Origin of the sequence: Micromonospora sp. NPDC000089 (assembly GCF_042899365.1) — a bacterium.
GTDB lineage: Bacteria > Actinomycetota > Actinomycetes > Mycobacteriales > Micromonosporaceae > Micromonospora.
In genome coordinates, this window is record NZ_JBIAZT010000006.1 from 55,109 (window position 1) to 80,068 (window position 24,960).

20 protein-coding genes and 1 pseudogene are annotated in these 24,960 nt (G+C 68.3%); 9 read left to right on the forward strand and 12 right to left on the reverse strand.

The genetic code is table 11. The annotated features are described in order from the left end of the window. The first annotated feature begins 60 nt into the window (after positions 1-60). Together ACFY3U_RS13625 and ACFY3U_RS13630 are read left to right on the forward strand one after the other, a co-directional pair. Positions 61-1,389 carry an aspartate aminotransferase family protein gene (locus tag ACFY3U_RS13625; RefSeq protein WP_387200051.1) on the forward strand — a complete coding sequence of 443 codons (1,329 nt, stop codon included), beginning with the start codon at positions 61-63 and terminating at the stop codon, positions 1,387-1,389. Positions 1,390-1,678: 289 nt separating this feature from the next. Continuing rightward, positions 1,679-1,855, forward strand: coding sequence for a hypothetical protein (locus tag ACFY3U_RS13630; RefSeq protein ID WP_387200054.1), 177 nt, complete (start codon positions 1,679-1,681; stop codon positions 1,853-1,855). Between the two features lie 129 nt (positions 1,856-1,984). Here ACFY3U_RS13630 and rfbH read toward each other — a convergent pair whose 3' ends face one another. Next, entirely contained in the window at positions 1,985-3,292 is a 1,308-nt protein-coding gene (gene rfbH, locus ACFY3U_RS13635; protein ID WP_387200057.1) for a lipopolysaccharide biosynthesis protein RfbH, read from the reverse strand. A gap of 323 nt (positions 3,293-3,615) precedes the next feature. On the opposite strand from rfbH, the gene ACFY3U_RS13640 reads away from it, so the two are divergent. From ACFY3U_RS13640 to ACFY3U_RS13655, 4 genes and pseudogenes are all read left to right on the forward strand, one after another. Further along, complete coding sequence (locus ACFY3U_RS13640; RefSeq protein ID WP_387200060.1) at positions 3,616-4,779, forward strand: glycosyltransferase; 1,164 nt, start codon at positions 3,616-3,618, stop codon at positions 4,777-4,779. 569 nt (positions 4,780-5,348) lie between these two features. After that, a complete protein-coding gene (locus ACFY3U_RS13645; RefSeq protein ID WP_387200627.1) occupies positions 5,349-6,572 on the forward strand; it encodes an acyltransferase in 1,224 nt (407 codons plus the stop codon). A 240-nt stretch (positions 6,573-6,812) separates the two neighbouring features. Next, positions 6,813-7,475, forward strand: coding sequence for a dTDP-4-dehydrorhamnose 3,5-epimerase family protein (locus ACFY3U_RS13650; RefSeq protein ID WP_387200064.1), 663 nt, complete (start codon positions 6,813-6,815; stop codon positions 7,473-7,475). A 21-nt stretch (positions 7,476-7,496) separates the two neighbouring features. Further along, positions 7,497-8,280 (forward strand): annotated as a pseudogene (locus ACFY3U_RS13655) (transposase family protein). Positions 8,281-8,589: 309 nt separating this feature from the next. Here ACFY3U_RS13655 and ACFY3U_RS13660 read toward each other — a convergent pair. Next, positions 8,590-8,778, reverse strand: coding sequence for a ferredoxin (locus ACFY3U_RS13660; protein WP_387200067.1), 189 nt, complete (start codon positions 8,776-8,778; stop codon positions 8,590-8,592). Further along, a complete protein-coding gene (locus tag ACFY3U_RS13665; protein WP_387200630.1) occupies positions 8,775-9,971 on the reverse strand; it encodes a cytochrome P450 in 1,197 nt (398 codons plus the stop codon). Before ACFY3U_RS13665 ends, ACFY3U_RS13660 begins: the two co-directional genes overlap by 4 nt. A gap of 648 nt (positions 9,972-10,619) precedes the next feature. On the opposite strand from ACFY3U_RS13665, the gene ACFY3U_RS13670 reads away from it, so the two are divergent. Then, a complete protein-coding gene (locus ACFY3U_RS13670) occupies positions 10,620-11,888 on the forward strand; it encodes a cytochrome P450 (protein WP_387200070.1) in 1,269 nt (422 codons plus the stop codon). A gap of 281 nt (positions 11,889-12,169) precedes the next feature. Continuing rightward, positions 12,170-12,499 carry a non-heme iron oxygenase ferredoxin subunit gene (locus tag ACFY3U_RS13675; protein ID WP_387200073.1) on the forward strand — a complete coding sequence of 110 codons (330 nt, stop codon included), beginning with the start codon at positions 12,170-12,172 and terminating at the stop codon, positions 12,497-12,499. A gap of 208 nt (positions 12,500-12,707) precedes the next feature. On the opposite strand, the gene ACFY3U_RS13680 is transcribed toward ACFY3U_RS13675, so the two are convergent. The 5 genes from ACFY3U_RS13680 to ACFY3U_RS13700 all read right to left on the reverse strand — a co-directional run bounded on the left by ACFY3U_RS13680 (position 12,708) and on the right by ACFY3U_RS13700 (position 19,841). Beyond that, positions 12,708-14,033 (reverse strand): cytochrome P450, encoded by a 1,326-nt coding sequence (locus tag ACFY3U_RS13680; protein ID WP_387200076.1) that lies wholly within the window; start codon positions 14,031-14,033, stop codon positions 12,708-12,710. A gap of 423 nt (positions 14,034-14,456) precedes the next feature. Next, positions 14,457-16,310 (reverse strand): multicopper oxidase family protein, encoded by a 1,854-nt coding sequence (locus ACFY3U_RS13685; protein WP_387200633.1) that lies wholly within the window; start codon positions 16,308-16,310, stop codon positions 14,457-14,459. 250 nt (positions 16,311-16,560) lie between these two features. Further along, the gene (locus ACFY3U_RS13690; protein ID WP_387200078.1) at positions 16,561-16,773 is read right to left on the reverse strand and encodes a hypothetical protein; all 213 of its coding nucleotides are present in this window, start codon (positions 16,771-16,773) and stop codon (positions 16,561-16,563) included. 487 nt (positions 16,774-17,260) lie between these two features. Continuing rightward, positions 17,261-17,761: a nuclear transport factor 2 family protein gene (locus tag ACFY3U_RS13695; protein ID WP_387200081.1), complete on the reverse strand. Its 501-nt coding sequence runs from the start codon at positions 17,759-17,761 to the stop codon at positions 17,261-17,263. Between the two features lie 607 nt (positions 17,762-18,368). After that, the gene (locus ACFY3U_RS13700; RefSeq protein ID WP_387200084.1) at positions 18,369-19,841 is read right to left on the reverse strand and encodes a DHA2 family efflux MFS transporter permease subunit; all 1,473 of its coding nucleotides are present in this window, start codon (positions 19,839-19,841) and stop codon (positions 18,369-18,371) included. 83 nt (positions 19,842-19,924) lie between these two features. Between ACFY3U_RS13700 and ACFY3U_RS13705 the strand changes: the two genes are divergently transcribed. Continuing rightward, entirely contained in the window at positions 19,925-20,530 is a 606-nt protein-coding gene (locus ACFY3U_RS13705; RefSeq protein ID WP_387200086.1) for a TetR/AcrR family transcriptional regulator, read from the forward strand. 31 nt (positions 20,531-20,561) lie between these two features. On the opposite strand, the gene ACFY3U_RS13710 is transcribed toward ACFY3U_RS13705, so the two are convergent. From ACFY3U_RS13710 to rifK, 4 genes are read right to left on the reverse strand one after another with little or no spacing between them, the layout of a single operon-like run. Beyond that, positions 20,562-21,548, reverse strand: coding sequence for an ROK family protein (locus tag ACFY3U_RS13710; RefSeq protein WP_387200089.1), 987 nt, complete (start codon positions 21,546-21,548; stop codon positions 20,562-20,564). Positions 21,549-21,551: 3 nt separating this feature from the next. Further along, the gene (locus tag ACFY3U_RS13715; protein ID WP_387200092.1) at positions 21,552-22,250 is read right to left on the reverse strand and encodes an HAD-IA family hydrolase; all 699 of its coding nucleotides are present in this window, start codon (positions 22,248-22,250) and stop codon (positions 21,552-21,554) included. Positions 22,251-22,261: 11 nt separating this feature from the next. Next, entirely contained in the window at positions 22,262-23,338 is a 1,077-nt protein-coding gene (locus ACFY3U_RS13720) for a Gfo/Idh/MocA family protein (RefSeq protein WP_387200095.1), read from the reverse strand. After that, positions 23,335-24,501: a 3-amino-5-hydroxybenzoate synthase gene (gene rifK, locus ACFY3U_RS13725; protein ID WP_387200098.1), complete on the reverse strand. Its 1,167-nt coding sequence runs from the start codon at positions 24,499-24,501 to the stop codon at positions 23,335-23,337. Before rifK ends, ACFY3U_RS13720 begins: the two co-directional genes overlap by 4 nt. Positions 24,502-24,960 lie beyond the last annotated feature (459 nt).

Sequence of the window (24,960 nt, forward strand, 5' to 3'; positions counted from 1 at the left end):
GCAGCTATTTGACGTCTGGAACAGTGGGCCTGGGGTTGAGGTGCCAGTAGGATCCCGCCCGTGACTACGACTAGTGCTAAGGCCTCGCCGCAGCTCCTGGCCGCGCGGCTACAGATTCCACCGATTTCCTACACCCACGCCTATGGATCCTGGATATTCTCCTCCGACGGTCAGCGCTATCTCGACGCATCGAGTGGAATCATCAACGTGAACATCGGCCACGCCCATCCCACAGTGGTAGAAGCACTGAGGGACCAGGCGGGGATCTGCACCTACGCCAGCCCGGGATCGCTGGTGGCCGGCCACATGGAGCAGTTGGCCTCCGCCACTGCGCGGGCCGTGCACAGGCCGGACGACCGCGTCATGTTCACCCCCACCGGCACGCATGCCGTAGAGGCCGCCATCGCGCTGGCCAGACTCGCGCAGCGGTCACGGGGTGAGACGAGCCGCCACAAGGTGCTGACGGGGTCGCTGGGCTACCACGGGAACAGCGCTTTCGTGCTCGCCCTGTCCGGTCACCGCTCTCGGAGGCCGCACGAGGACGACAGCTTCGGCATTGGACCGGCCTTCGATCCGCCCTACCCCGGCCAGCATCTCGGTTGTCCCTTTCCTGCCTGCCGAGTGGAATGCGCGCAGGCCGTACGCGAGGCCATCGTCACGGCTGGTCCGGAGACCGTCGCCGCGGTGCTGATGGAGCCCGTCAACGGCACGACCGGAGGCGGGTACGTTCCGCCGGCGGGATATCTGCGGGCGGTCCGCGAGATCTGCGACGAGTACGGTGTCCTTCTCATCCATGACGAGGTGCTCACCGGCCTGGGCCGCACTGGGCTCCCGCTGGGCTCGCACCACGCGCCGGGCGCAGAGGCGCACATCGTGACGCTGGCGAAGGGGCTCGGAGCGGGTTTCATCCCACTGGCTGCCACGATGATCGCACCCGACCTGGCCGAGGACATCCTGTCGAGCGGCAGATGGCTGCCTCTCATGGGGACGATGTCCGCGACCCCGCTACAGGCCCGGGTCGGGCTCGCGGTGCTGTCGGTACTGGACGAGCTCGGTGCTCTTGACCGCGACCAGGTACGCGGCGCGGCGGTGGGTCAGATCGTAGCCGAGGTGACGCGGGATCTGCCGATCGTGACGGATGTGCGTGGCCTTGGCTACTTCCACGGCATCGAGCTGGCCCCGGGCACCGTCGGCGACGCCCTCAAGATCACCAGGAGCAACGGCCTGCTGCTGTACCCGTTCGTCGGATACCGCAGAGATGGCAGTGGTGAGGGCCTGCTGGTGGCGCCGCCGCTGAACGCCACGGATGCCGACCTGGACTTTCTCGGCCAGGCGTTGCGCACGTCGCTGGTCGGGCTCGGCGAGCGCGTGGACTCGCCGATCGAGTGATGGCGACCGCCCGCAGGATCTGGCCAGCACCTTGGGCGTCTCGCCTACCTGCGCACCAGCCTGGCGGGCAGCTTCCGCAGCCCCAGGTGGGAGTTGGAGACGATACCGCTCGGGACGCCCACCAGCTCCACGTGATGCACGCGGCGGGCGAGCTCGACGGAGACATCAGCGAGCTCGCGTCTGGCCGGGTATGACGGCGGCGTGGCGGGTGGTTTCGTTGCCACCCGCCGCTCGACGTTCCGGCCATCGCGAGGAGCACTGCGCTCTCCGCCAGCTCAGGCGCCGGGCGATGATCCTCAGCGAGCTGTCCACTTCGATCGACGGGTACATCGCGGTGCCCGCCGGCGTCGGCGTGCAGCGTCTCAGCCGAGGCCAGGGCATCGAACAATGCCAGGCTCTGGTCTCGCGGCGTCATGTCGTCCCACTGGACCAGAAACTGCACCGGCACGTCCGACGACGTCTGTGAGGTGAAGTGCATCAGCGCAGCAAGCCGTTCGGCATGCCTGGTTGCCCGACACGGCACCAGCTCCGGACGAGCGCGTGACACAGCGCGCCGTCCGCTGCCGCGGACGGCGCGCTGAGCGAGCTCGCTCATTCAGCGCGAGGCGACGAACTCCTTGAGCGTGCCGATGACGTATTCGATCATTTCCGTGGTGATGCCCGGGTAGACGCCGATCCAGAACGTCCGCTCGGTCACCGTATCGCTGTTGGCCAGCGAGCCGACGATGCGCTGTGGCCGGCCCAGGTAGGCGGGGTGACGGGTGAGGTTGCCCGCGAACAACCGCCGGGTGCGGATGTTTCGGCCCTCCAGATAGCCGACGATGTCCGCGACGTCGAAGCCCGCGTCCGGCAGCACCGTGATGATGAAGCCGAACCAGCTCGGGTCGCTGCCCGGCGTTGGCTCGGGCAGGAGCAGGCCAGGCAGGCCGTCCAGGCCCTCCCGCAGCTGGCGCCAGTTGCGCTTGCGCGCCTCGATGAAGTCGGGCAGCTTGGCCAGCTGGCTCAGCCCGAGTGCGGCCTGGATGTCGGTGCTCTTGAGGTTGTAGCCGACCTCGGAGAAGACGTACTTGTGGTCGTATGCCTCTGGGAGCGTACCGAGCTGGAGTTCGAACCGCTTCAGGCAGCGGTCGTCTTCGCCGGGCTCGCACCAGCAGTCGCGGCCCCAGTCGCGGAATGACTTCGCCAGCTTGGCCAGCTTGATGTCTGAGGACAGCAGCATGCCACCCTCGCCCATGGTCAAGTGGTGCGCTGGGTAGAAGGAGACGGTGGAGAACCGGCCGAACGTGCCGGTGAGCCTGCCGTTGTAGGTCGAGCCGACGGCGTCGCAGTTGTCTTCGATCAGGTGGCAGCCGTGCCGTTCGGCCAGCTCGGCGATCTCCGCGACCGGGAACGGGTTGCCCAGCGTGTGCGCGATCATGATCGCGCGCGTGCGCGGGGAGATCGCCTGATCGACCAGTTCCGCCGTCGTGTTGTACGTGCCGAGCTCGATGTCGACGAACACCGGTACGAGGCCGTTCTGCAGGATTGGGTTCACCGTGGTCGGGAATCCGGCGGCGACCGTGATGACCTCGTCACCCGGCTTGAGCCGCTCGTCGCCCAGCTCCGACGAGGTCAGCGTGCTCAGCGCCAGTAGGTTCGCCGACGACCCGGAGTTCGTCAGCAGCGCCTTGCGCCGCTTGAGCGTCCTGGCGAAGGACGACTCGAACTTCGCCGTGATCCCGCCGGAGGCAATCCGCAGGTCAAGCGCGGCGGCCACCAGGGCCTCCCTGTCATCGGCGTCCAAAACCGCCCCGGACGACAGGATTGGAGTCTGCCCCGGGATGAACGGCGCCGGTCCGGGGTCCTGCACATCGTGGTAGCCGCGCACCTGTTCCAGCAGGCGCGATCGGGCTGATTCGACCATGTCGTATCCCCTACGGTCGAGTGCGGGCTGTCGCTGGACCTTTCGCTGAAGCCGGAACGGCGGCCACGCGTCCACTCGATCCCGGCTCGCGGCATAACCGCCGTTCCTTCCTAAAACTCTTCGAAATAGACTACGAGTGCCAGCGCGGCGCGGCATCCCCCAACGTGGTAGGCCCACTTCCAGCCGGCTCAGACTATCCACTTTGGTGATGACACCGCCTGGTAGTGTCGGCAAGCCTGATCCGGCACGTGTCTGTAGGTGCGCGGGCGCCACCTGTTCAAACTTGGCTTCGAAGAGAACCTGATGACCAGTGGGAGGACGATGTGCGGGCTCTAATTCTCGCCGGGATTGCCCAGTCAACGGTATTCAGCCACGTCCCGCTCGGGACGGCCCTGCGCAACGCGGGGCATCAGGTCATGATGACAGCCTCGCTCGATGAGCTGATCCCGACCATCGCGGGGGTCGGTCTTTCCGCCGTGCGGACCACGGACCCGAATCTGACCGCGCGGGAGATCATCGCGCGCGACAGCCGGCTGCTGCAGATTCCGGAGGACCCGATCGCGCGCGAGCAGCAGTCGGGCCACTGGTACGCGCGGCTGGAGGCCGTGACCCTCGACGCCTTGCTGGCGTTCACCGAGGACTGGCGCCCGGACGTCATCATCGGCGGCATGGCCTCTTACGCCGCCCCGCTGCTGGCGAAGCGCCTCGGTGTGCCCTACGTGCGCCATGCATGGGACATCCACGGCCCGCAGCTGCTGGACCTCGGCGCGACGGAGGAGCTCCAGGCGGAGCTGGCGGAGCTGGGCCTGGACCGCCTCCCCGAGCCGGACATGATGATCGACATCACGCCACCGAGCCTACGTCCGCCGGATGCCGCAGCCGCGCAGATGATGCGGTGGATCCCGGGCAACACGCAGTGCCGCCTGGAACGGTGGATGTACACGCGGGGAGCGGACACCCGGATCGGCGTGACCGTCGGGACGGGCGTGGCGAACTACAACCAGTATGACTTTCTCCAGGCCATCGTCGAGAACGTCAGTGCTCTGGATGCGGAGGTGGTGGTGCCGGTGACGGAGGACGCCGCCCCCGTCCTGCGCGAACGGCTGAAGAACGTCCTGGTTGGCTGGGTCCCTCTGGACGTCCTCGCACCCACATGCGATGTCCTGGTGCACCAGTCGGGCGGCAGCACCATGATGACAGCGCTGAGCTTCGGGGTGCCCCAGGTCCTGATTCCCGACCCCAGTCAGCACCGCGCGAACGAAATGGCCCGCCGCTTCGCCAAGGTGGGCGCTGGAATCGTGCTCTCTCCGGAGGAAGCCACGAGCGAGGCCATCGCGAAGAGCTGCCAGGAGATCGTTTCCAATCCCGGGTACGCTGCGGCCGCGCGCGCGCTCGCCCAGGAGATCGCCGCCCTGCCGTTGCCGTCTGAGGTGGCCCGCCGGGTTGAGTGGCTCGTCCACGAAGCATCCGGAGGGCGCCGCAACTGAGTCGTCCGTCCGCCGGCAGTCGGTCGGCGGCTATCAGGAGATCTGCGATCGTCCGTGGATTCGAGCGGAGCCAGCGACGAGGCGGGCGTTACCCACCCGTCGAGCAGGTGGCGGCCGCCGATCCCGCCGTGACTGTGACTTCTCAGCACTGCGGCGTCCGCGCACGCTCCAACAGCGGGGCCGTCGGCAGATGCCGCGGCCCCGACTGTTGCGCGCCACCCGGGTGGCGCGATCGAGGTGACGCCGTCCGGGTGGGGCAGGCTGATCGGCTGGTGTAAGACCTCGACAGCCCGCTGACCTCGCAACCGGTCGACCAGGAGCGAGTCCGGCCTGGGCGGCGATGTGGCTAACTCACCAGCGCGGACGTGACCCCGAGGGTCGCAGCTGACCGGTGGGCCAGCGACAGTCATGACGAGAACCGTCGGTGCCGTGATCACCAGTTGGCTGAGCCTACCCACGTTGGTGATGGCTCCGGGGCGCGGCGTGGGGAAATCTGGTCACGCTTGACATCGCAGTTCCCCTGGCAGATTCACGACTACTCGGGACCCGCGCTGACTGGAGGCCAATTCGTGACAGGAGCTCGAACTTGGCGTGCGCTGACGCCCACCGAAAAGATCCATGCCGACAAAGAGGCTTACATAGGATACACCGTCCGCGCCACCGGCCGACTGGACCTGGCTGCCCTGGCAACGGCCTATGAGGCGGTGTGCGGCGCCTATCCTCAGCTCACGGCCCGACTCGACGCCGGCGATGGCGGACCCTTCTTCGTGGAGTCCGACGCCCGGCCGGAAGTCCACACCTGCAATGGGGACCTCAAACGTCCGTTGACCGGCGTGGAGCTGAATCAGCACCGTGCGTTGAGCGCGCTCAACGTCGTACGCGACGGTGACGAGGCCAGCGTGTGCCTGCTGACCCATCACAGCATCGCCGACGCCTACCACTCCATCGACGTGCTCGCCACGATATGGTCCTGCTACACCGATGCGGTTCACGGCAAGCCCATCGACCTGCCCCGTCACCCGCATCCCAGGTCGTTGGAGGACCTACTCGCCGAGCGTGGTATCCGGAGTACTGTGCCCGACGCCGGACGCGCTCCGCAGTCGTTGGTGGTGACGGACCGGCCGGCGGCGCCCGAACGGCGCGCACCTGCTCACCACGTCGTTCAACACCGCATGACAACAGCGCAGACAACGGCCCTGGCGGAGCTCGGCCACCGTGAGCACGTGACGATCAACGGTTTGCTGGCGGGCGTCCTGCTCCTCGTCGAAGCCGAGATCCGCGACCTGCCGCTGAACCAGCTCGTGTACCGGTTCACCGTGAATCTGCGCAGCCACCTCACGCCTCAGGTGGGTCCGACCGAGGGTACGAACGTGCTTGGAGGTGTCGGGTTCACGGCCACCGACGACATCAAACCCGACGCTGTCACGATCGGTCGAGCGATTGGTGAACGGCTGCGTGCAGGGCTGGCGGATGGATCGATCCAGCGCAGCCTCCTGGACATGTTCAGCCAGCCTCTGCCCGACGCGAAACCGTGGGATCCGAGCATCGCCGCCGCCGTGGTCAGCATGATGAACTGGGGGGTGGTGCCGCCGATGCGCACACCGCCCGATCTGCGTCTGACGAACTTCCACTCCGCGTCCAGCATCAGAAAGGCGGCGGCCATGGGTGGCTATGTGGTGAACACCTTCGACGGACGGGTCGGTATCGATCTCATATGGCCCGAGGGAGATTCGGATCTGCCGACGCGCCTCGACCGCTTACGGGACCGGTTGAGCCGCCTGACGCTGAAGTAACGACCGCCGGTGTGGTCTCGGCGGTGCCTTCGATGATCGGCAGCGGGCCGTGCTGGGCGGTCCAGGCGGTGCGGTGAGTCAGCCGCGGGTGCAGCCGGTGGTGCCGGCAGCCGGGCTGGCGCCGGTTCGACGCCGCGGACAGCACACAGATCACCAGGCAGCCCTCCGCGAGCTGCACCACTCAAGACAGCGGGGCTCGCAACGGTCCCCATAGGAATCAACATGAGCTACGTTTCTCACATGAGTAGAGCGGGCCTCAACAACCGCAGCATGGCCGTACGACCGCTGGACATCAGTGGCGCCTTCCTCATCTCGTCACGGTCGTTCACCGATGAACGTGGTGCGTTCTTCGAGGTCTACCGCGAGGACGTGCTGACCGAAGTGCTCGGGTACCCGCCGAGGATTGTCCAGACCAACTATTCGGTTTCTCACTCCAACGTTCTGCGTGGCATTCACGGGGCGGCCGTCCCACCGGGCCTGGCCAAACTTGTCACGTGCGTCCGGGGGTTGATGCTCGACTTCGTCGTCGACCTGAGGACAGGCTCGCCGACCTTCGGAAAATGGGACATGATCATCCTTAACGGACACGACGCGTCCTCGGTCTACGTGGAGGAAGGGCTCGGGCACGCCTTCGTCGCGCTGGTTGACGACACCTGCGTCCAGTACCAACTCTCCGAGCTCTACCGGCCGCAGGATGTCATCACCGTGCACCCACTGGACCCCGAGATCGGCCTGCCTCTCCGGCTGCCCGACGGACCCGTCCTGTCCGACCGCGACGCCGCCGCACCGACCCTCAGCGAAGCTGCTGAGCTGGGCCTGCTGCCAAGCTACGACTCATGCATGGCGCTTCGAGGCGCCCGCCCCCACCTGACTGCCGTCTCCGACGCGCCCGCCCCGTCATGAGCACCGGCTGTCAGTGGGCCTTTGTCTTGCCCACCCACGATCCCGCTGAGCAGCCGCACTCCGCACCACCTCGCCGAACGCATCCGAGCACACCGCCCCCAGAACCGATCCCGGTGGCGGCGCCTCGATCCGGGCCGGCAGGCGCTGCTGGCTCTGGCTCACCTGCGCAACAGCGACACTCACGCCGGGCTCACCGCGGATCTCGAGGTCGACGTCACCACCGCCTGGCGCTACGTACAGGAAGCGATCGTGCCGCTCGCCGCGGTCGCCGAGGACCTGGCCGCCGCGATTCTGCGCATCCGCCGCCTGGCGTACGCGATCCCGCACGGCGCCCTGAGTCCGGATCGACCGGGTAGCGCACCAGAGGCCGTACCACTCCGGTAAGCACAAGCGCCATGGCGTGAACGCGCCGGTCACCGCCGACGCCGCCGGCCCACTCGTGTGGGCCTCACCGGCACTGCCGGGCTCGGCGCACGACCTCACCGCCGCCTGCAGCCACGGCCTCACCGACGCCCTGACCAGCGCGGACGTGATGACCTTCGCCGACAAGGGCTACCAAGGCGCCCGGGGCAGCGTGCGCACCCCGTTCAAGCGACGCCGCTTCCGACTGAAGCTGTCACGCCGACAGAAGGCGGTCAACCAGGCACACGCGAGGATCCGCGCCCACGGCGAGGGCACCATCGCCACGCTCAGGACCCCTGGAAGATCCTGGCCAAGCTGGGCTGCTGCCCACGCCCGCACCACTACGATCGGGCAGGTCATCCGCATCCTGCACCACACCGAAGCCGACCGCTGTCCAGGATGAGAAGGCTCGGTAGCGACACGGGCGCGCAGGGCCGTGGGAGGAATACGCGTCTGCGTTGTTCGCGGATCGGTCGCCGCCGCGGTTGGGGCGGCGCCGATCGGCACGTCGGCCGCGGGCGGAGGCGGGCGCGACGACGCAGAGGTGAGCCAGGGCGGCTCCCCAACACGGTCTGTCAGGGTTTGTCGCCGGCGGGAGCCTGGAACCGTGGCTCACCACCGGCGCCGGCCCCGTTCGGCAGGCGCTGGAGCCGGCGGGTCACACCGCCGGCTCCTCGCGTTCCCGTAGGCCGACTACGGCAGGGCACAAACCTCAGGGATCGATCCGCAGGGCGCCGGACGGGCAGGCCTCGACAACCTCGAGTACGATGGCCTCCTGGTCTGGGTCGGCCCTGAGGAGCACCACGGTGCCGTCGTCCTCGCTCTGGTCGAACATCTCGGGCAAGCGCAGCACACACAGACCCGACCCGATGCAGACTCCTCGATCGGCACGCACCCTCATGGCGCGTCCCAGGTGACCGGCAGCGCGTGCACACCGTAGGTGATCATGTCGTTGCGCAGGGGCACATCCGCGGGTGGCACGGCGAGGCGGACGTTGGGCAAGCGACGTAGCAGTTCGCTGTAGCCGACCGTCATCTCGATCCGAGCCAACTGCTGGCCGAGGCACTGGTGCACACCGTGGCCGAACGCCAGGTGCGAGTTCCGGGTGCGGGTGACGTCCAGCGCCTCCGGCTCTGGCCAGTGCCGCTTGTCCCGGTTCGCGGCCAATAGGGAGATCACCACAGTGGAACCAGCCGGGATGTGCTCCCCGCCGAATTCCAGGTCCTCCTTGGCGAAACGGAAGAGCCCAGTGCTGACGACAGTCAGGTAGCGCAGCAACTCCTCTACGGCGTCACCCGCCCGGGACGGCTCGTCACGCAGCACGGCGAGCTGCTCGGGTCGCTGCAGCAGCACGAACATGCCCAGCCCCAGCATGCTCGCGGTGGTCTCGAGACCGGCGAAGAGCAGAAGGGTGGCGATGCCGACCAACTCGTCGTCGGTCAGCGCGGGATCGGCACCCGCGTGGTGGACCAGACCGGAAATCAGGTCGTCCGTGGGGTTCTTCCGCTTATCACTTACCAGCCGCTGCATGAACGCGCGCTGAGCTTCGAGGTTCTCGACCGCCTGCTTGACCGGCAAGTTCGTCTGCAACAGGCCCGCCACGCGCTGCTGAAACTCCTGCCGATCCTCGTAGCGCACCCCGAGCAGCTCGCAGATCACCAGCGAGGGCACCGGAACCGCGAAGTCAGGAACAAGGTCAGCGGTGCTTCCCTTCGCCACCATCGCATCCAGCCGCTCGGTGACGATCTGCTCGATCCGTGCGGTGAGCTCACGTATTCTCCGCACGGTGAACTGCCCGGTAAGCAACTTACGGTAGCGAGTGTGCTCCGGCGGATCCATGTTGATGAACGAGCCCGCCCGCGCCTTGTCGTTCCGCAGTTGCTCCCCGAGCTGCCCGGACAGGTTCTTGAACCTGGGATGGTAGCGGAACCGGTCAGCCGAGAAACGCGGGTCCGACAGCACCGCACGAGCCTCGTCGTACCCCGACACCAACCAGAACGGATCACCATTAGGCAACGTCGACCTGCCGACCGGGGACCGTTCGGCCAGCTCCGCCAACGCGGACGGCAGCATGAACGGATCGTCGCGCTGCATGAACCCTCGGGGAAGCGGGGCCCCAAGCGACTCGTCGGCGGGCGGGGTTTCCTTCGTCTCGGTCGTCACCGCAGGGGCCTCCCTTTATTGTTCAGCAAACAGCGCATCAGCTCCGCCGGTCTGCCAAGGATCGACTGTGGCGCCCGGCCACTTGTCGTGTTCTCGTGCGCGCCGCCGGGGCGGCTGATCATCGCCACCACCCACCAGGTGGCCGTCAGGCCGAGCCGGTGATCGACTCAGCCAGGCTTGCAGAGGCCCGGACCGCGCAGCCGTTGTCAGTGCCGCCGACCGCGTCTCGGTACGACACAGCACAGCCGAGCCAGCACCTTCAAAAGCAGCACCAAGCCCCACCGGACCCGCCTTCTGATCAACAGCAACCCGCAGGTGTCCCCGGGAGACTAGAACAGGCACCACCGGCCACACATCCCTCGCTCTGATAGCACCGCATGACCGGCAGAGCACCCGGATCACGGCTGAGCTCGGTAGTCCATCGGCGCGAAGCGCCGGACCGGGCAGCGCCGCCCACACCTATCAGGTTGAGGGATGCTCAGCCTGCTGCCCCTTTCCTATCGTTGCCGAAACGGCGCCGCAATGCGCCCGCCCCACGCCAACCGATCGCAGGCTTTTCGACACGAAAGGGAGGGGCTCATGACCACCACTGCCGAGACATCGGCCGAAACGGTCGACCTGTTCTCACCAGAAGTGGTCGCCGACCCGTTCGGCTGGTACGCGCGGTTGCGCGAGGAGACTGGGCCGAACACCGGGACCCTGAACATCGGCACCATGATGGGCGGGCCCGAGATGTGGCTCGTCACCCGCTACGAGGACGTGCGCCAGGTCCTCACCGACCCACGGTTCGTCACCAACCCGCCGGCCGACTCGACCATCGCGGACATCCGGGACGGCGTGTTCAAGCGGCTGGACTTCCCGCCGGACCTGATCCCGTGGATGGCCAACCTCCTCAACGTGTCCGACGGCGAGGATCACACCCGGCTGCGCAAGCTGGTCTCGTACGCGCTGACCGCGCACCGTATCGGCAAGCTGCGCCCCCGGGTCGAGAAGATCACCGCGGACCTGCTGGACAAGCTGGCCGAGGACAGCAGGGACGGCTCGCCGGTCGACCTGGTCGAGGAGTACTGCTACCCGCTGCCGGTCACCGTGATCTGCGAGCTGGTCGGCATCGACGAACCGGACCGGCCGCACTGGCGGGCCTGGGGCGACTCGATGGCCACGATGAACGGTGAGCGCATCCCGACCACGCTGCTGAAGTGCATCGACCTCGCCCGGGACTTGATCGAGAAGCGGCGGGCCGAGCCTCAGGACGATCTCGTCACCGCGCTCGTGCAGGCGCAGGCCGAGGACCCGACCCGGGTCTCCGACGACGAGATCATCGGCATTCTGTTCAGCCTGGTGACCGCCGGCCACCAGACCACCACGTACCTGATCGGCAACTCGGTCATCATCCTGCTCGAGAACCCCGACCAGCTCGCGCGGCTGAAGGAGAACCCGTCGATGTGGCCGCAGGCGGTGCGCGAGCTGCAACGCCTGGGCCCGATCCAGTTCGCGCAGCCGCGGTTCCCCGTGGAGGACGTCGAACTGGGCGGTGTGACGATCCCGCGGGGTGCGCCGGTGGCGCCGCTGCTGCTGGCCGCGAACACCGACCCGCGCAAGTTCCCCGACCCCAACAAGCTGGTCATCGACCGGCTGGCCGTCGGCAGCGAGAGTCACCTGGGGTTCGGCAAGGGCATCCACCGCTGCCTCGGTCAGCACCTGGCCTACCAGGAGGCTGAGGTGGCGCTGCAGGGGCTGTTCACCCGGTTCCCGGACCTCTCCCTCGCCGTGCCGCGCGAGGAGATCCCGTGGATCCTGCGACCCGGTTTCACCCGGACCAGGACCCTCCCGCTGAAACTGGCCTGAGATCCCCGGCACGTACGCCATCTCCTGCCGTTGACCTGGACACGGCGTCCCGGTCGCGGTCCGTTGGGACGCGGATGCGTCGGCTCCACCCGCCACAGACTGGCCCGTTCGCGTACCATCGCTGACGCGCCAGCAGGGCTGCTGATAACCCTCACCACGCGGCGCAGGTCCTGGCGGTTCGGTAACGAACCGCCAGGACCTGCGCGTTGCCGTCGCATCAGCAAATCAGCCGAGCCCACCTGGCAGAACAGCACATTCCCACCAGAGAGGGGTTCGCCCGCATGCGCACGTCGAACGGGACCCGAGTGTGTGCACTGTCCGAACTGGACGACGGGGCGCCTCTCGCCGTTGAGATCGGTGACGTCCCCGTCGTGCTGGTGCGCGTCGGGGACCAGGTGCACGCCCTGCGGAATCAGTGCTCACACGCCCGGATGGCGTTGTCGGAGGGCGAGGTCACCAGCAAGGGAATCGAGTGCTGGATGCACGGAGCGTGCTTCGACCTGCGCACCGGCGCACCTACCTCCCCGCCGGCCGTCGATCCCGTGGACGTCTACCTGGTGCGCATCGACGGCGGAGACGTTTTCGTCGACCCCGACACCACGCTGAACTGACCGATCTCGTCCCGACGCCCGGAGTGCCACGCGCGGCGGTTGCGGCGCTATCCAGCCGTACGTCGTCGCCAGCACCGTGGTCGGGGCTTCAGCCGATGCGTCGGGCTGGGACAGAGTGACGGCCGTGCCCGCCTGGTCGCTGACTGCTGGCCGGCCTCGATCGACCGACGAGTCAGCAGCCGCGACCAGGCGGGCATGGCCGAATCCGTTATCGAGGCCGCGCCGCAGCTCCGTGCAGGCGGAGGGGTAGCCGCCTCAGCCGCCACGAGCCGGGCATGTTCTGTCGTTCCAGTTCCTCCGCCGCAACGGCCAGTTCCATGTCCGGGAAGCGGCTCAGCAGGCCGCCGAACGCCACCTCGAATTCCTGCTTGGCCAGGTGAGCGCCCAGGCAGTAGTGCAGGCCGGCCCCGAAGCCCACGTGCATCTCGCGTTGGCCGTCGGGCTGCCGGCGGAGGTCCAGGCGATCAGGGTCGGCGAAGTAACGCGGATCGAAGTTGGCCGCGACCAGCATGCACATCAGCCGATCGCCCTGTTTGATCGTGACACCGCCGATCTCGACGTCCTCGACCGCGTGCCGGAACTGGGTTCCGTGCAGCGGGCCGCACCAGCGCATCAACTCCTGGACCGCCGCCGGCAGCAACGCGGGCTCGGCACGCAGCGCGGCCATCTGGTCGGGGTGGGTCAGCAGCGCCAGGGTGCCGTTGCCGATCATGTGCGCGGTGTTCTCGGTTCCGGCCAGCACCAGCGTCAGCACCATCGTGATCAGCTCGTCACTGGTTAGCCGGTCTCCCTCCTCGTCGTGCGCCTCGATCAACCCGGACAGCAGATCGCCGGTGGGCACGGCGCGGCGCTGCTCGACCAGCTCGGTGATGTGGTCGACCATGCCGCGCATCGGCTCGTTCTGCGCCCCCGGTTCCAGCGAGAACGCCGCCCGACCCCATTGCCGCCACCGGGGCCAGTCAGCCTCGGGGATACCGATCAGTTCGCAGATGACGTTGATCGGCAGCAGGTAGGCGAAGTTCTCGATGAGATCGATGACGCCCTCACCATCGGCGTCGTCCTCGGCCGCACGTTGTTCGAGCTGGTCCAGCAACCTTGCGGCGATCTCCTCCACCCGGGGACGCAGAGCGGCCACCCGCCGCGCGGTGAAAGTGCGCGAGACCAGGCGGCGCAGCCGGACGTGGTCCTCTCCGTCGGCGTCCAGCAGGCTGCTCGTGAAGATCTTGATGTACTTCTGTTCGAGTCCGAGCGCCTTGGCCAGCTCCTCGTGGAGGCCCTCGACGTCCGCACCGGGCACGCTTGCCGGGTTGTTGGCGAAGCGCTGGTCACCCAGCACCATCTTTACGTCGTCGTACCGGGTGATCAGCCACAGCGGTGTGGGCGAGGTGGGGTAGACGGCACGGACGATGCGATCCCGCTCGCGTAGTCGCGAGTATCCCCGGAACGGGTCGCGGAGCAGTTCCGCATCCCTCATATCCAGAGCGGGCGTACCGGTGGTGGTGTTTGCGGGACAGGTCTCGCTGGTGCTGTCCATGTTCCCTCCCAGGGGCGTTCAGATACCGGGTACGGCCGGCCGGACCCTGTGGTCAGCCGGAATCCCAGGCGGCGAGGAGGACCCGCCCTCACCGCCAGTTCGCCGTCGATGTGACGCAGCCTCGAAGGCGTGACGCCTACGCGCGTCAAACCCATGTGCTGCTCGGCGGGTTCGCCTGCCGCCGCGTACCGCATCGCAGCCCTGGCCAACGACAGCCGGGCATGGTCGTCGAGGCCTTCGGTCGCCTTGGGCAACAATGTGGCAAGGAGCAGGGCAGGTTTTCGGGCAGACGGCCGGTGGCGGGGTTCGCAGGACGCGTCGTCGAACGCGTCCTGCGAACAGCCCTAGCACAGCTACTCTCCCCGGAGCCCGCGGAACGACCGAAGGCAGCGGCTTTTGCGCGCCACGCCGCACCGCCGGCGGTCAGTGCGCATGTGATTGCCCTTCGCTGCCCGCGTGGTGGGCTGAGCCACCCGGGTGCATGTGGAAGCGGGCGACCTCGGGCGGGTGTACGACGAAGGGGCGCATCATGCCCTCGTCCTCGTGGTCGAGGATGTGGCAGTGGTACATGAACTCGCCGGTGGCGCCCTCGAACTTGCCGGCAACCCGGATCCACTCACCCGGCCACAGGCTGAAGGTGTCCTTCCAGCCCTCCTCGTGCTTCGCGATCGGCGGGCCGTCGCTCGGCGCGGGCAGCGGCTGGGTGGTGCCGCCGACCGCGACGTTGAAGGCCGTCAGGTCGCTGAACTTCCGCCGGGTGAGCATCTGGAACCGGGCCATGTGGATATGCATCGGGTGCGGGGCCCCGCCGAGCTGGATCAGGTTCCACACCACCCACCGGCCTCGGTCGATGAAGATCGTCGTCGTGTCGTCGAACAGGCGCGCGACCTTCCGGAACGTTCGCACCTGCCCCGTGCCCGGGTCGGTGACCTGGACGACCCCCTCCTCCGGGAATCGCGTCGGCAGCTCCTCCGCCTCGGTGATCTCCTTGAGCTCCCACAACTCCGGGTGCGGCCGGCCGGCAACACCTTGCGGTGTCGTCGCCACGAACACCTCGTCGTGGTCCTCCGGCACGGTCACGCCCTGTTCCAGCCGAACATACTTTGTGGACAGCTGGGCCAACGGAGTGAACGAGTCGTTGCGGCCGCGGCTCTCGACACGGAACTGCATGATGTCCGGGTCGACCGAGGCGCCGGTGTTGACAAGGCGCAGGCGCTGTCCCTTGAACCGGCTGAAGTCGATGAGCAGATCGACGCGCTCGGCCGGGGTGATGGTCAGCCCGCTCGCCGGCACCGCCGCCGGGGCGGGCAGCAGGCCCGCATCCGTGCCGACGATCCGGACCGCGTCGTTGTGCACGGTGCCCGCCTCGTCGACCAGATCGAGGCGGAAGAACCGACCATTCGCCGCGTTGAGCACCCGAAAGCGATACCAGCGCGCGTCGACGTCGAGATGCGGCCAGATGACACCGTTGACGAGGGTGAACGGGCCGGTGACGGGGGCCGATGTGCCGGTAGCGGGCAGGTACTGGAACTTGAACAGCAGCTGGCCGGTGAGCGCGCCGGTCGTCGGATCGGTGTCGAGGTTGCGATCCGCGATGATCAGCGGGATCTCGTGGTCGCCGCCTGGTAGTCCCAGGCGGTCCTCCTCCTCGTCGCGGATCAGGTACATGCCGGCAAGTCCGGCGTGGACGTTGAAGCGTGTCACGGCCATCGCGTGGTCGTGGTACCAGAGGGCGGTGGCGGCCTGGCGGTTCGGGTACTCGGTGAGCTGGGCCCCCCCCGGCGACACGCCGTTGTGCGCCCAGCCGTCGTTGCCGCCGTTCGTCAACGCGCCATGCAGGTGTACGACGTTCCACGGCGGCAGGTCCGCGACACCGTCGATCAGCTCCACCCCGGCCGGCAGACTGCCGTCCGGTTGGCGGTAGCCGGGTGTGTTGGCCGGCGTCGGCACCGCGTACGGCGCCCGTACCGCCACGAGCGGCACCGTACCCTGGAGTTCGTTGACCCAGGTGACCCGCAGTCGCCTGTTGCTGCGTACCTCGATGATCGGGCCGGGGAATCGTCCCTCGTAGGTCCACAGCGTGGTCTCGGGCAGCTGGGAGTGCAGCCGCCTCCGCGCGTTGGTCATCGTGATCGTGAGCTCGTCCCGGTTCCGCCGCGAATACGACTGGATCGTCGGCGGAATCTGCAACGGGTCGAGAAACTTGGTGAGACCGAACTGCGGTGCCGCGAGCGGCGCCTGCTGCCCTCTGAAGCTCGCTGCCTGCGCCGTCGCCATCGGGTCACTCGAACCGAGCGACCTCACGCCCGCCACGATGCCCGCGGAGCCGAGCGCGGTCGAGACCAGGAAGGCGCGACGGCCAACGGGGTCATCCATGGAATCTTCTCCTGCGTTGTCTAGAGGGGCCATACACCCGTTGTGCCGCCACGACCTACCGCCCAAGTCGCCGATTCCTCACGAGGTCGCCGCGCCGGACTCCGGGGCAGCGGGCGCCCATGCACCCGGATCTGACGACGCCTGCCCGCAGTTACCAGGCGACCGGCAGTTCGGTGATCACCTCGAAGCCCGCCGTCGGATTGAACGGGATCTCGTCCGCCGCAACGGCGAGACGCAGTCCGGGTAGCCGTTGGATCAGCGTGCCGAGTGCGATCTCTATCGTGACGCGGGCGAGGCTCTGGCCGAGGCACTGGTGGGCACCGAACCCGGACGCGACGTCGCCCCGGGCGGTGGAGCGGTGCACCTCCAGGGAGTCCGGGGAGTCGTGGACTTCCGCATCGCGGTTGATGGGGAGGTTATGAAGGATACACCGTCACCTAAGTGGATGGTCGTCCCCTCGACCGCAATGTCCTCTGTGGTCAGACGAGTCACACCGTCGGGGATGGACGTGACGCGCAGCAGCTGGTCGACCGCGGTGGGCATCAGCGACAGGACCGTCATGATTACCTCACCCCGACCGCATCGCTCCACCCGTCATCCGTACGAGCATTCGTAGGCTAGGGCAGGCGCGCGCAGCGGGACATACCTCGCCTTGATAGTTGCACGAACCAGGACGTGGCCTCCGAGCCGGTGCGACGGAACGAGACAGGACAGTCACCGGTGGATGCTGCCACCACTGCCGCGAGACGGGTGCCGCCCCCTCCCGATCAAGCGGTGAGGGGGCGGGCCACCGGTTCGGGATGGCGGTGGCAGCATCCCTCCCCGGCCTGTCGTCTACACAGGATTCTGGCTCAGCTCTTGGGGGGCGTGGCCTGAGGCTTGTCGATCACCCACATGACGTCGCCTTCGATGCGTGACAGACGCCACCCCTTCGAGGAGTGCTCCGCCTGGAAGTGCATCCGCGAGTTGATCGTGAGAGTGGGCTCTGGAGCGATTTTCCCCTTCGGCGTGACGCTGCTACCGAAGAGCTGAATCACCTCCGCCTGGATGTTGGCCTTGTCGCCGTTCACGTCGACGATGACGTTGTTGGCGAACTCCTGGGCCCGGCCCTCCTTCTTGAAGCCCTCCGCCGCGCTGGCGATGACCTTGTCCCGGCCTTCGGTGACACCGCCACCGGGATTAGTGACGACCACCCCGTCGGAGAGCACCTCGTCGAGCTGGTCGAACTTCCCCTCCGATGTGTCGGCGTAGAAGCGGTAGACGAGCTGGGTGAGATCTCCGCGATCGTCGCGGTATTCCACCTTGTCGGCGCCACAGCCGGCGGCGGGGAGGGCGACGAGAAGGGTCGCCACCAGTCCGACGGCGCGGACGGATCCGCGGCGGGTCCGACCGATTCTCCCTGAACGATCCATGTTCTACTCTCTTCCTACCTGGTCACGGTGGCAGTCATCAAGGGCACGCGGACGGGCACCGAAACCGTGATTCTCCACCCAGCGGTGATCAGGAACAGTGCCGCCGCGACCCGCAGAACCGATGAACAGCAGCAGCGACTTCCGCCGCAGGCATCAATTGCCGCCGACCGACGCACGTCGGCCCCGCCATCCACATGATTGCCATTCGATCATCGGCGATCTGCACAAGCGATCGTAGGCTAGCGCAGACTCGCGCGGCTGACTATACCTTGCGGGGACATTTGCCGACCACGGCGCGGATCAATTGCTCGCTCATCGAGACCGGGTGTGCTTGACCTCTGTCCACTTTGTTCTCATGGGAGTGAGCTCGACTGTCGGGGCGATCCCCGGATAGGCGCGCGGGGGCGCTGGAAGACCCGTCAGGAAGTCCAGTTCGATACGGTGAGGCTCCTGTCGACAGCCACCGACACCGACGTGAGACGAGACGCCAACGCCGGTCATGCCTCTGATTTAGTTGTGTCGATAGACAGAACGCGTGCCGTGCGGCTCAGGCTTGGACGGAGACCTCGGCTTCGGGTTTCACGGAATCGGACCGGGGCTTGGGACGGCTGGGAAGAAGGAGGCACAGCGGCACGGCGAGGACTGTGAAGCCGACCGACCACCAGAAGGTCGCACCGAAGGCCTGGGTGACGGCGTCCAGGGTCTTCGCGCCGGAGGCGAAGTGCTGCAGGATCATGGCCAGCACGGCGGTGCCGAACGAGCCGCCGATCTGCTGGGTGATCAGGACGAGGATGCTGGCGTTGGGGATGTCGCCGTGGTCCAGGCCGAGATATGCGGCGCTGGCCAGCGGGATGGTGGCGATACCCAGACCGAGGCCGCGGACCACCAGGACGGCCATCAGCAGCGGGTAGGGGGCGTCGGCGGCGAAGGCGAAGGGCACGGTGGCCAGGCCGACGATGCTGAAGCCCGTGAACGCGATCCAGCGGGGCCCGACCCGGTCGGTCCAGAGACCGGCGACGGAACGCGACAACAGCGAGCCGACACCCTGCGGAATGAGCAACAACCCCGCCCCGAGCGCGTCCTCGCCTCGGGCCTGCTGCCAGTAGAGCGGCAGCAGCAGCATCGCGCCGTACAGTGTCACGCCGACCAGGAAGAGCAGGCCCGCGGACGCGGCGAGCGGCCGGCGACTCAACAGGCGGACGTTCACCAGCGCCCGGGGTCCTCGTCGTAGCGCCCAGGCCACGAAGCAGGTGACGAGAGCGAGACCGGCCAGGATCGGCATCAGCACCTTGGGGCTGCCGAAGCCGGAGTTGGCCGGGATCTGGGACAGGCCGTAGATGAGGGCGGCGGCACCCGGTGACAACAGGAGCAGGCCAACGATGTCCAGGCGGCCCCGGTCGCCGGACGGCCGGTCGTCGGGAAGGTTCCTGATCGCGAGCCAGCCTCCGACGCTACAGAACAGGATGTTGACCAGGAAGAGCGGCCGCCAGTTCCCGGAGGCCAGCAGGAGGCCACCCAGCACGGGACCGAGGATGGGGCCGAGCGCGACGGGTAGGGTGATGGTCGCCATGACCCTACCGATGTTGCGACCGCCGACGGCCTGCATGATCAGCGTGCTCATGAGCGGAATCATGATGCCGGCGGCGACGCCCTGGAGGATCCGGAAGACGATGAGGCTGGTGGCATCCCACGCCAGTGCGCACAGCACCGATCCGAGCAGGAAGAACCCGAGTGAACCGAGCCACAGCCGCTTGCCGCCGACAGCTGCCTGGGCCCATCCGACGATGGGGATGGTGACGAACATGGCCAACAGGTAGCCCGTGCTCACCCACTGGATGGTGCTCAGTGGGGCGTGCAGGTCGCGGGCCAGGTCGTTGATGGCGACGCTGACGATCGTGGTGTCGAAGACCGCCGCCAGGGCACCGGCGATGATCGTGAACGCCAATCGCCGCACGACCGGGTCGATGCGGTCGGAATCGGTCGGCCTGGCGGCGGCTGCGGGATTGCCGGACGCGGTCATGGGCCCATCCTAAGATACATCGATGTTTCTTATCGAGCGTCACTTTAGGTCGGACGGAACGGGCCCGCAAGTATGCTGCGCAGGTGAGTCGAGGCGGTGAGACGGGCAAGCGACGACGGGGAGCGGCCCTGGAACAGGTCCTGCTGGACGCGTCCTGGCAGGAGTTGGAGGAGGTCGGCTACGCGCGCTTCACCATGGACGCCGTCGCCACCCGCGCCGGGACCAGCCGTCCGGTGCTGTACCGGCGCTGGAGCGACCGGCTCGAACTGCTGCGTGCGACGATCGTCCACGTCCTCGAACGCAACCGTGTCCCGGTACCCGAGGACACCGGCTCGCTCCGCGGCGACCTGTTGGCTCTCCTGCAGGAGATCAGCCGAACCCGGGCCGAGTTCGTCACCGTGATGAGCGTCCACCTGGCCGGGTACTTCGAGGAGACCGGCACCGGTCCCGCCGACCTGCGCGACGTCATCCGGTACGGCCGCCCGCACGCCCTGGACGTCGTGTACGGACGTGCCGCGGCGCGCGGTGAGATCGACCTCTCCCGGCTCTCCCCACGAGTTCGGGAACTGCCGTTCGCCCTGTTACGGCTCGAACTCCTCACCACCCTTCAGCCGGTCCCCGAGGAGGCCCTCGCGGACATCGTCGACACGGTCGTCCTACCGCTGCTCCGACCGGCCGAGGTGGGTTGACACCGGCCGTCGGGAACCGACGGGTGGGTGGTCACCCACGACTGCCGGGAGGGCCGGCGGTCGACGCGGCGGGGAAGCTGGGCGGAGGTGACGTCGTCGACTGCGCGGGCCGCACCGGGTGCGACGCGACGAGGCGGGCGAGCGACAGCGCACCGTACAACGACGACAGGCCGCCCAGCCTGGCCGACTCCACCGGCAGCGGCCCGTGTCCGGTACGCGCCAGCTCGGCCAGCTGAGCGGCCACCAGCTCGATGATCTCGGGAACACCGGCCGCGAAGCCCCCACCGATCAGCACGCGCTGCGGGTGGAGCAACTCCTGCACACTGGTCACCACAGTAGCCAGGGCACGGCACATCCGATCGACAGCGGCCACGGCCCAGTCCTGTCCGTCACGCAACGCCGGGCCCAGCTCGTCGAAGGTGACGTCCGCTCCCCGCAGTCGACCGGCACGGCGCAGGGTGGCCGGTCCGGACGCGACCGCCTGAAGGCAGCCCTGCCGGCCGCAGACGCACGGCGCCCCTCCCGTCTCGACGATGACGTGCCCGATCTCGAATGAGCCACGCCCTGGCCCGGGGCACGGTACGCCGCCCAGGACCAGACCACCGCCGACCCCGGTACCCAGCCCGACGTAGAGCAGATCGTCGCAACCCGACGCCCGGGCCTCGGCGAGCGCCCCGAGGTCGCCGTCGTCCGCCCAGGCGACGGCTGCCTCGGGGAACAGCGCCCGCAGTGCCGCCGCCAGGTCCAGGCCGGTCCACTCCGGTCGGCTGGGCCACGAGGTGATCCGGCCCGCCGGATCGACCGTCGCGGGCATCGCGACCCCCACCGCGAGCGGTGGTACGCCAATCCGCGCCCGCAACCTCGCCACCTCCTCGGTGAGCTGGGCGAGATCCCGCAGCACGCTGTGCCTGGGCACCCAGGGGAAGGTGGTCTCCCAGACATGCCCCGCATCGGTCTCGACCCGGATGGCGACCTTGGTCCCGCCGACGTCGACCCCGAGATAACGAGCCGTCTCCACGGGTCAGCCAGCGGGGACGGCCGGGCAGAGGGCCAGCAGATCGGCCGGGCGGTGCAGCACCGCGTCAGGGCCGCCGGCGAGCAGCTCGCCGATGTCCTCCGGCGGCGCCCACAGCGCGGCCGCCGAGGCGACGCCGGCGCCCTGGGCGCTGGCCACGTCGGTCGGCGCGTCACCGATCATGATGGCCCGCTCGGGCGGCACGTCCAGCAGGTCCAGGGCGTGCCGCACGATGTCGGGGGCGGGCTTCGGCCGGGCGACCTCGTCGGAGCCGATCACGTGCGCGAAGAACGGGAGCAGGCCGAGCCGGGCGAGCAGGGACCGCGCCCGCGGCCCGCTCTTGCCGGTGGCAATGGCCAGCCGCAGGCCACGGACCCGCAGGGTCAGCAGCAGTTCGAGGATGCCGTCGAAGACCTGCACCTGGTCGGCGAGCCGGTAGCTCTCGCGGACGAACGGCTCCTCCATCGCCGGCGGCAGGTTCATGATCCGCATGATGTCCGGGAAATAGCGGCCCAGGTGGCGCCGGTACTCATCGAAGGGGGCGGGGCCGTCGCCGACGACTTCGGCGTACGCGATGGCGAAGGCTTCGCTCATCACCGCGAAGCTGTCGACGACGACCCCGTCGAGATCGAAGATGACCGCGTGCCTGACCGGCGTCGAAGTGTCGGTCGCGGCCGCTGGCCGGTCGACGATCGGGAGTGCCATGGAGCACCTCTCTACTGGTACGCGGGCACCGCCCGTCGGGCACGGGCCGATCCTGCCGACGCGTAGAAGTTCTCGATCATCCGCACGATGGGCCGGGCCTCGGCGATGGCGCGGCCACGGGTGGCGGGATCGGCCAGCATGGCGGCGAGGCCGTCCAACTGCCGGGTGTATTCGACGCCGATCCGCTCGGTCGGCACCGCGAGCCGCGTCGTGGTTCCCTCGCGGGTCACCGTCAGCACCGGCTCGGGCTGACGGTTGGGGCTGAAGCCGAAGGTGCACCTCAGATCCGCGGCCCCGGCACTGCCCTCGACGTGGATTGAGGACAGGTCGCGCGCCTCGTGCGACGCCCAGCTGGCCCGCAGGGAAACCGACACACCGTCGTCGCGCACCAGGAAGCCGCGCGCGGTGTCCTCCACGTCGGCGGCGTCAGCGCCGGGCTGGTCCTGCCGCCACGCCGCGCGCCAGGCCCCGGCATTGACGAAGTCACCCGACGTCACGCCGATCACCTGCGTGAAGTTGGCCGGGCCGAGCAGAAACGCCAGCGTGTCGAGCAGGTGCCAGCCGAGGTCGAACAGCGCTCCCCCGCCGGCCTTGTCGCGTTGGGTGAACCAGCCGCCCGCCTGCGGCACGCCGCGGGCCCGTACCCAGCCGAGGTCGACGTGCCGGATGTCGCCCAGGTCCGGGAGAACCCGCCGCAGGGCCTCGACATCGCCCCGGTACCGGGCGGCGCCGCCGGCCAGCAGCTTCCCGCCGCTGCGTTCGGCCATCGCAAGGATGTCGGCCTCGGCCGAGGTCAGGCACACCGGCTTCTCGATGAAGACGGAGATCCCGGTGGCGAGCAGAGCGCCCGCCACCTCGACGTGCAGATGGTTGGGCACCGCGACGACGGCCAGGTCGACCTCCCGCGCGGTGAGCGCGTCCACCGCCGGGTGCACGGCGATGCCCGTCACCTTCCGGAACGCCGCGCGCGACGCCGGGTCGGCGTCGACGACCGCGACCACCTCGAAGTCGGCATGCTCACGCATCAGCGGCAGCCACAGCTCCCGCCCCGCCCAGCCCAGCCCGACCACCGCCACCCGGACGCTCATGCGGTGGCCACGGCGGCAGCGATGATCTCGGCCGTCGCGTGCATCTCGTGCTCCCCGGCCAGCAAGATCCGGTGGTGCAGCCAGAGGCAGTCCTGGCTGATGGCATCGGCGTTGGGGCAGCGCTCTGCGATCACGTCCAGGCTCTCGTCGGGTGCGCCAAACTCCCAGAAGGCGTCAGTACGGTAGATCGCGCGGAACGCCGCGAACGCGGGCAGGCCCGCCTCCACGAGCCGATCGACCAGGGCGTTGCGGTTCTCCTCGCTGATCCCGGGAACGCGGAACATCGCCATGTAGTGCGAGTTGCGGTCGGCGCGCACGTCGCCGCCCTGAGGGACGACACCGTCGATCGCCCCGAGCAGTTGAGACAGCAGCCTCCAACGCTCGTCACGCACCGCAATCTGTTCGTCAAGGCGACGCAGCTGCGCCCGCAGCACGGACGCGGAGAACTCATTGAGACGCATGTTGGACCCGGAGATCTGGTGCAGGTACCGGCGGTCGCCGCGCGGCCGGCCACAGCTGTGCCGGAGGAACGCCGTCTCGTACTTCTCCGTCTCGCCCTCCGGAAACACCACGGCGCCGCCCTCGCCCGCGGTCATCAGCTTGCCGTTCTGGAAGCTGAACGTGGCGATGCTGCCGAGTTCACCGACGCGCTTGCCCTGCCATCGTGCGCCGTGCGCGTGCGCGGCGTCCTGTAGCAGCGGCACGCCGTTCTCTGCGGAGATCTTCGCCAGCGCGTCCATGTCCGCCATGAGACCGGCCATGTGCACGGGCATGATCACCTTGGTGCGTGGCGTGATGGCGGCGGTGACCGCGGCCGGGTCGATGTTGTAGGTGTCCGGGTCGACGTCGACCGGGACCGCGACCGCGCCGAGCCGCTGGGCCGCCTGCGAGGAGGAGATGAAGGTGAAGGCCGGCACGATGACCTCGGTGCCCGGCCCGACGTCCATGATCTGCAGGGCAAGTTCCAGCGCGTGCGTACCGTTCGTGACCGCCAGCGCGTGCTCGGCGCCATGGTGGTCAGCGAACTCGCGCTCGAATGAGTCGACCTCGTCTCCGCCCATGCGCCACCACTGGCCCTGGTCGAGCGCACGGATCAGGCCGGCACGCTCGGCATCGTCGTACTGAGGCCACGCGGGGAATTCTGGTGCGTGTCGCGCGTCCATGTCTCTCCGATTCTCCGTGGTGGGTCCAGTTGAGAAAAATCGTGAATGGCCGGGTGGCGAGGGAATGGCTAGTTCAGTCTCTCGGGTCAGATTATGGTTGCGGGCGGTGGTCAAACATCCCTCGGTCTGGTAGTCGTCGGCACGTCATTCAGCCGGAAAAGGGGCGCGGTATGAGTCCAGTGGCCCGTCGGGCAGGTGCATTCCGTAATGGACGTGGTGCCCGAGTGCAGCGGCGTCACGGAGAAGCCGTGTTTCCCGAGGGTTCATTATGATGTCGGCAACCACACTGCCCGGTGGCAGGAGGTCCGGCTGCATTGGCAGTGGGCCGCCGGGGTTGAGCCCGAGCGGCGTGGCATTCACGACGATGTCGGCGCCGTCCGGGTGCGGTCCGGCCGAGGTGACGGTTCGGCCCGGCCAGTGCGAGTCCGCACCCCAGGACGACGTACAGGCGGGCGGTGC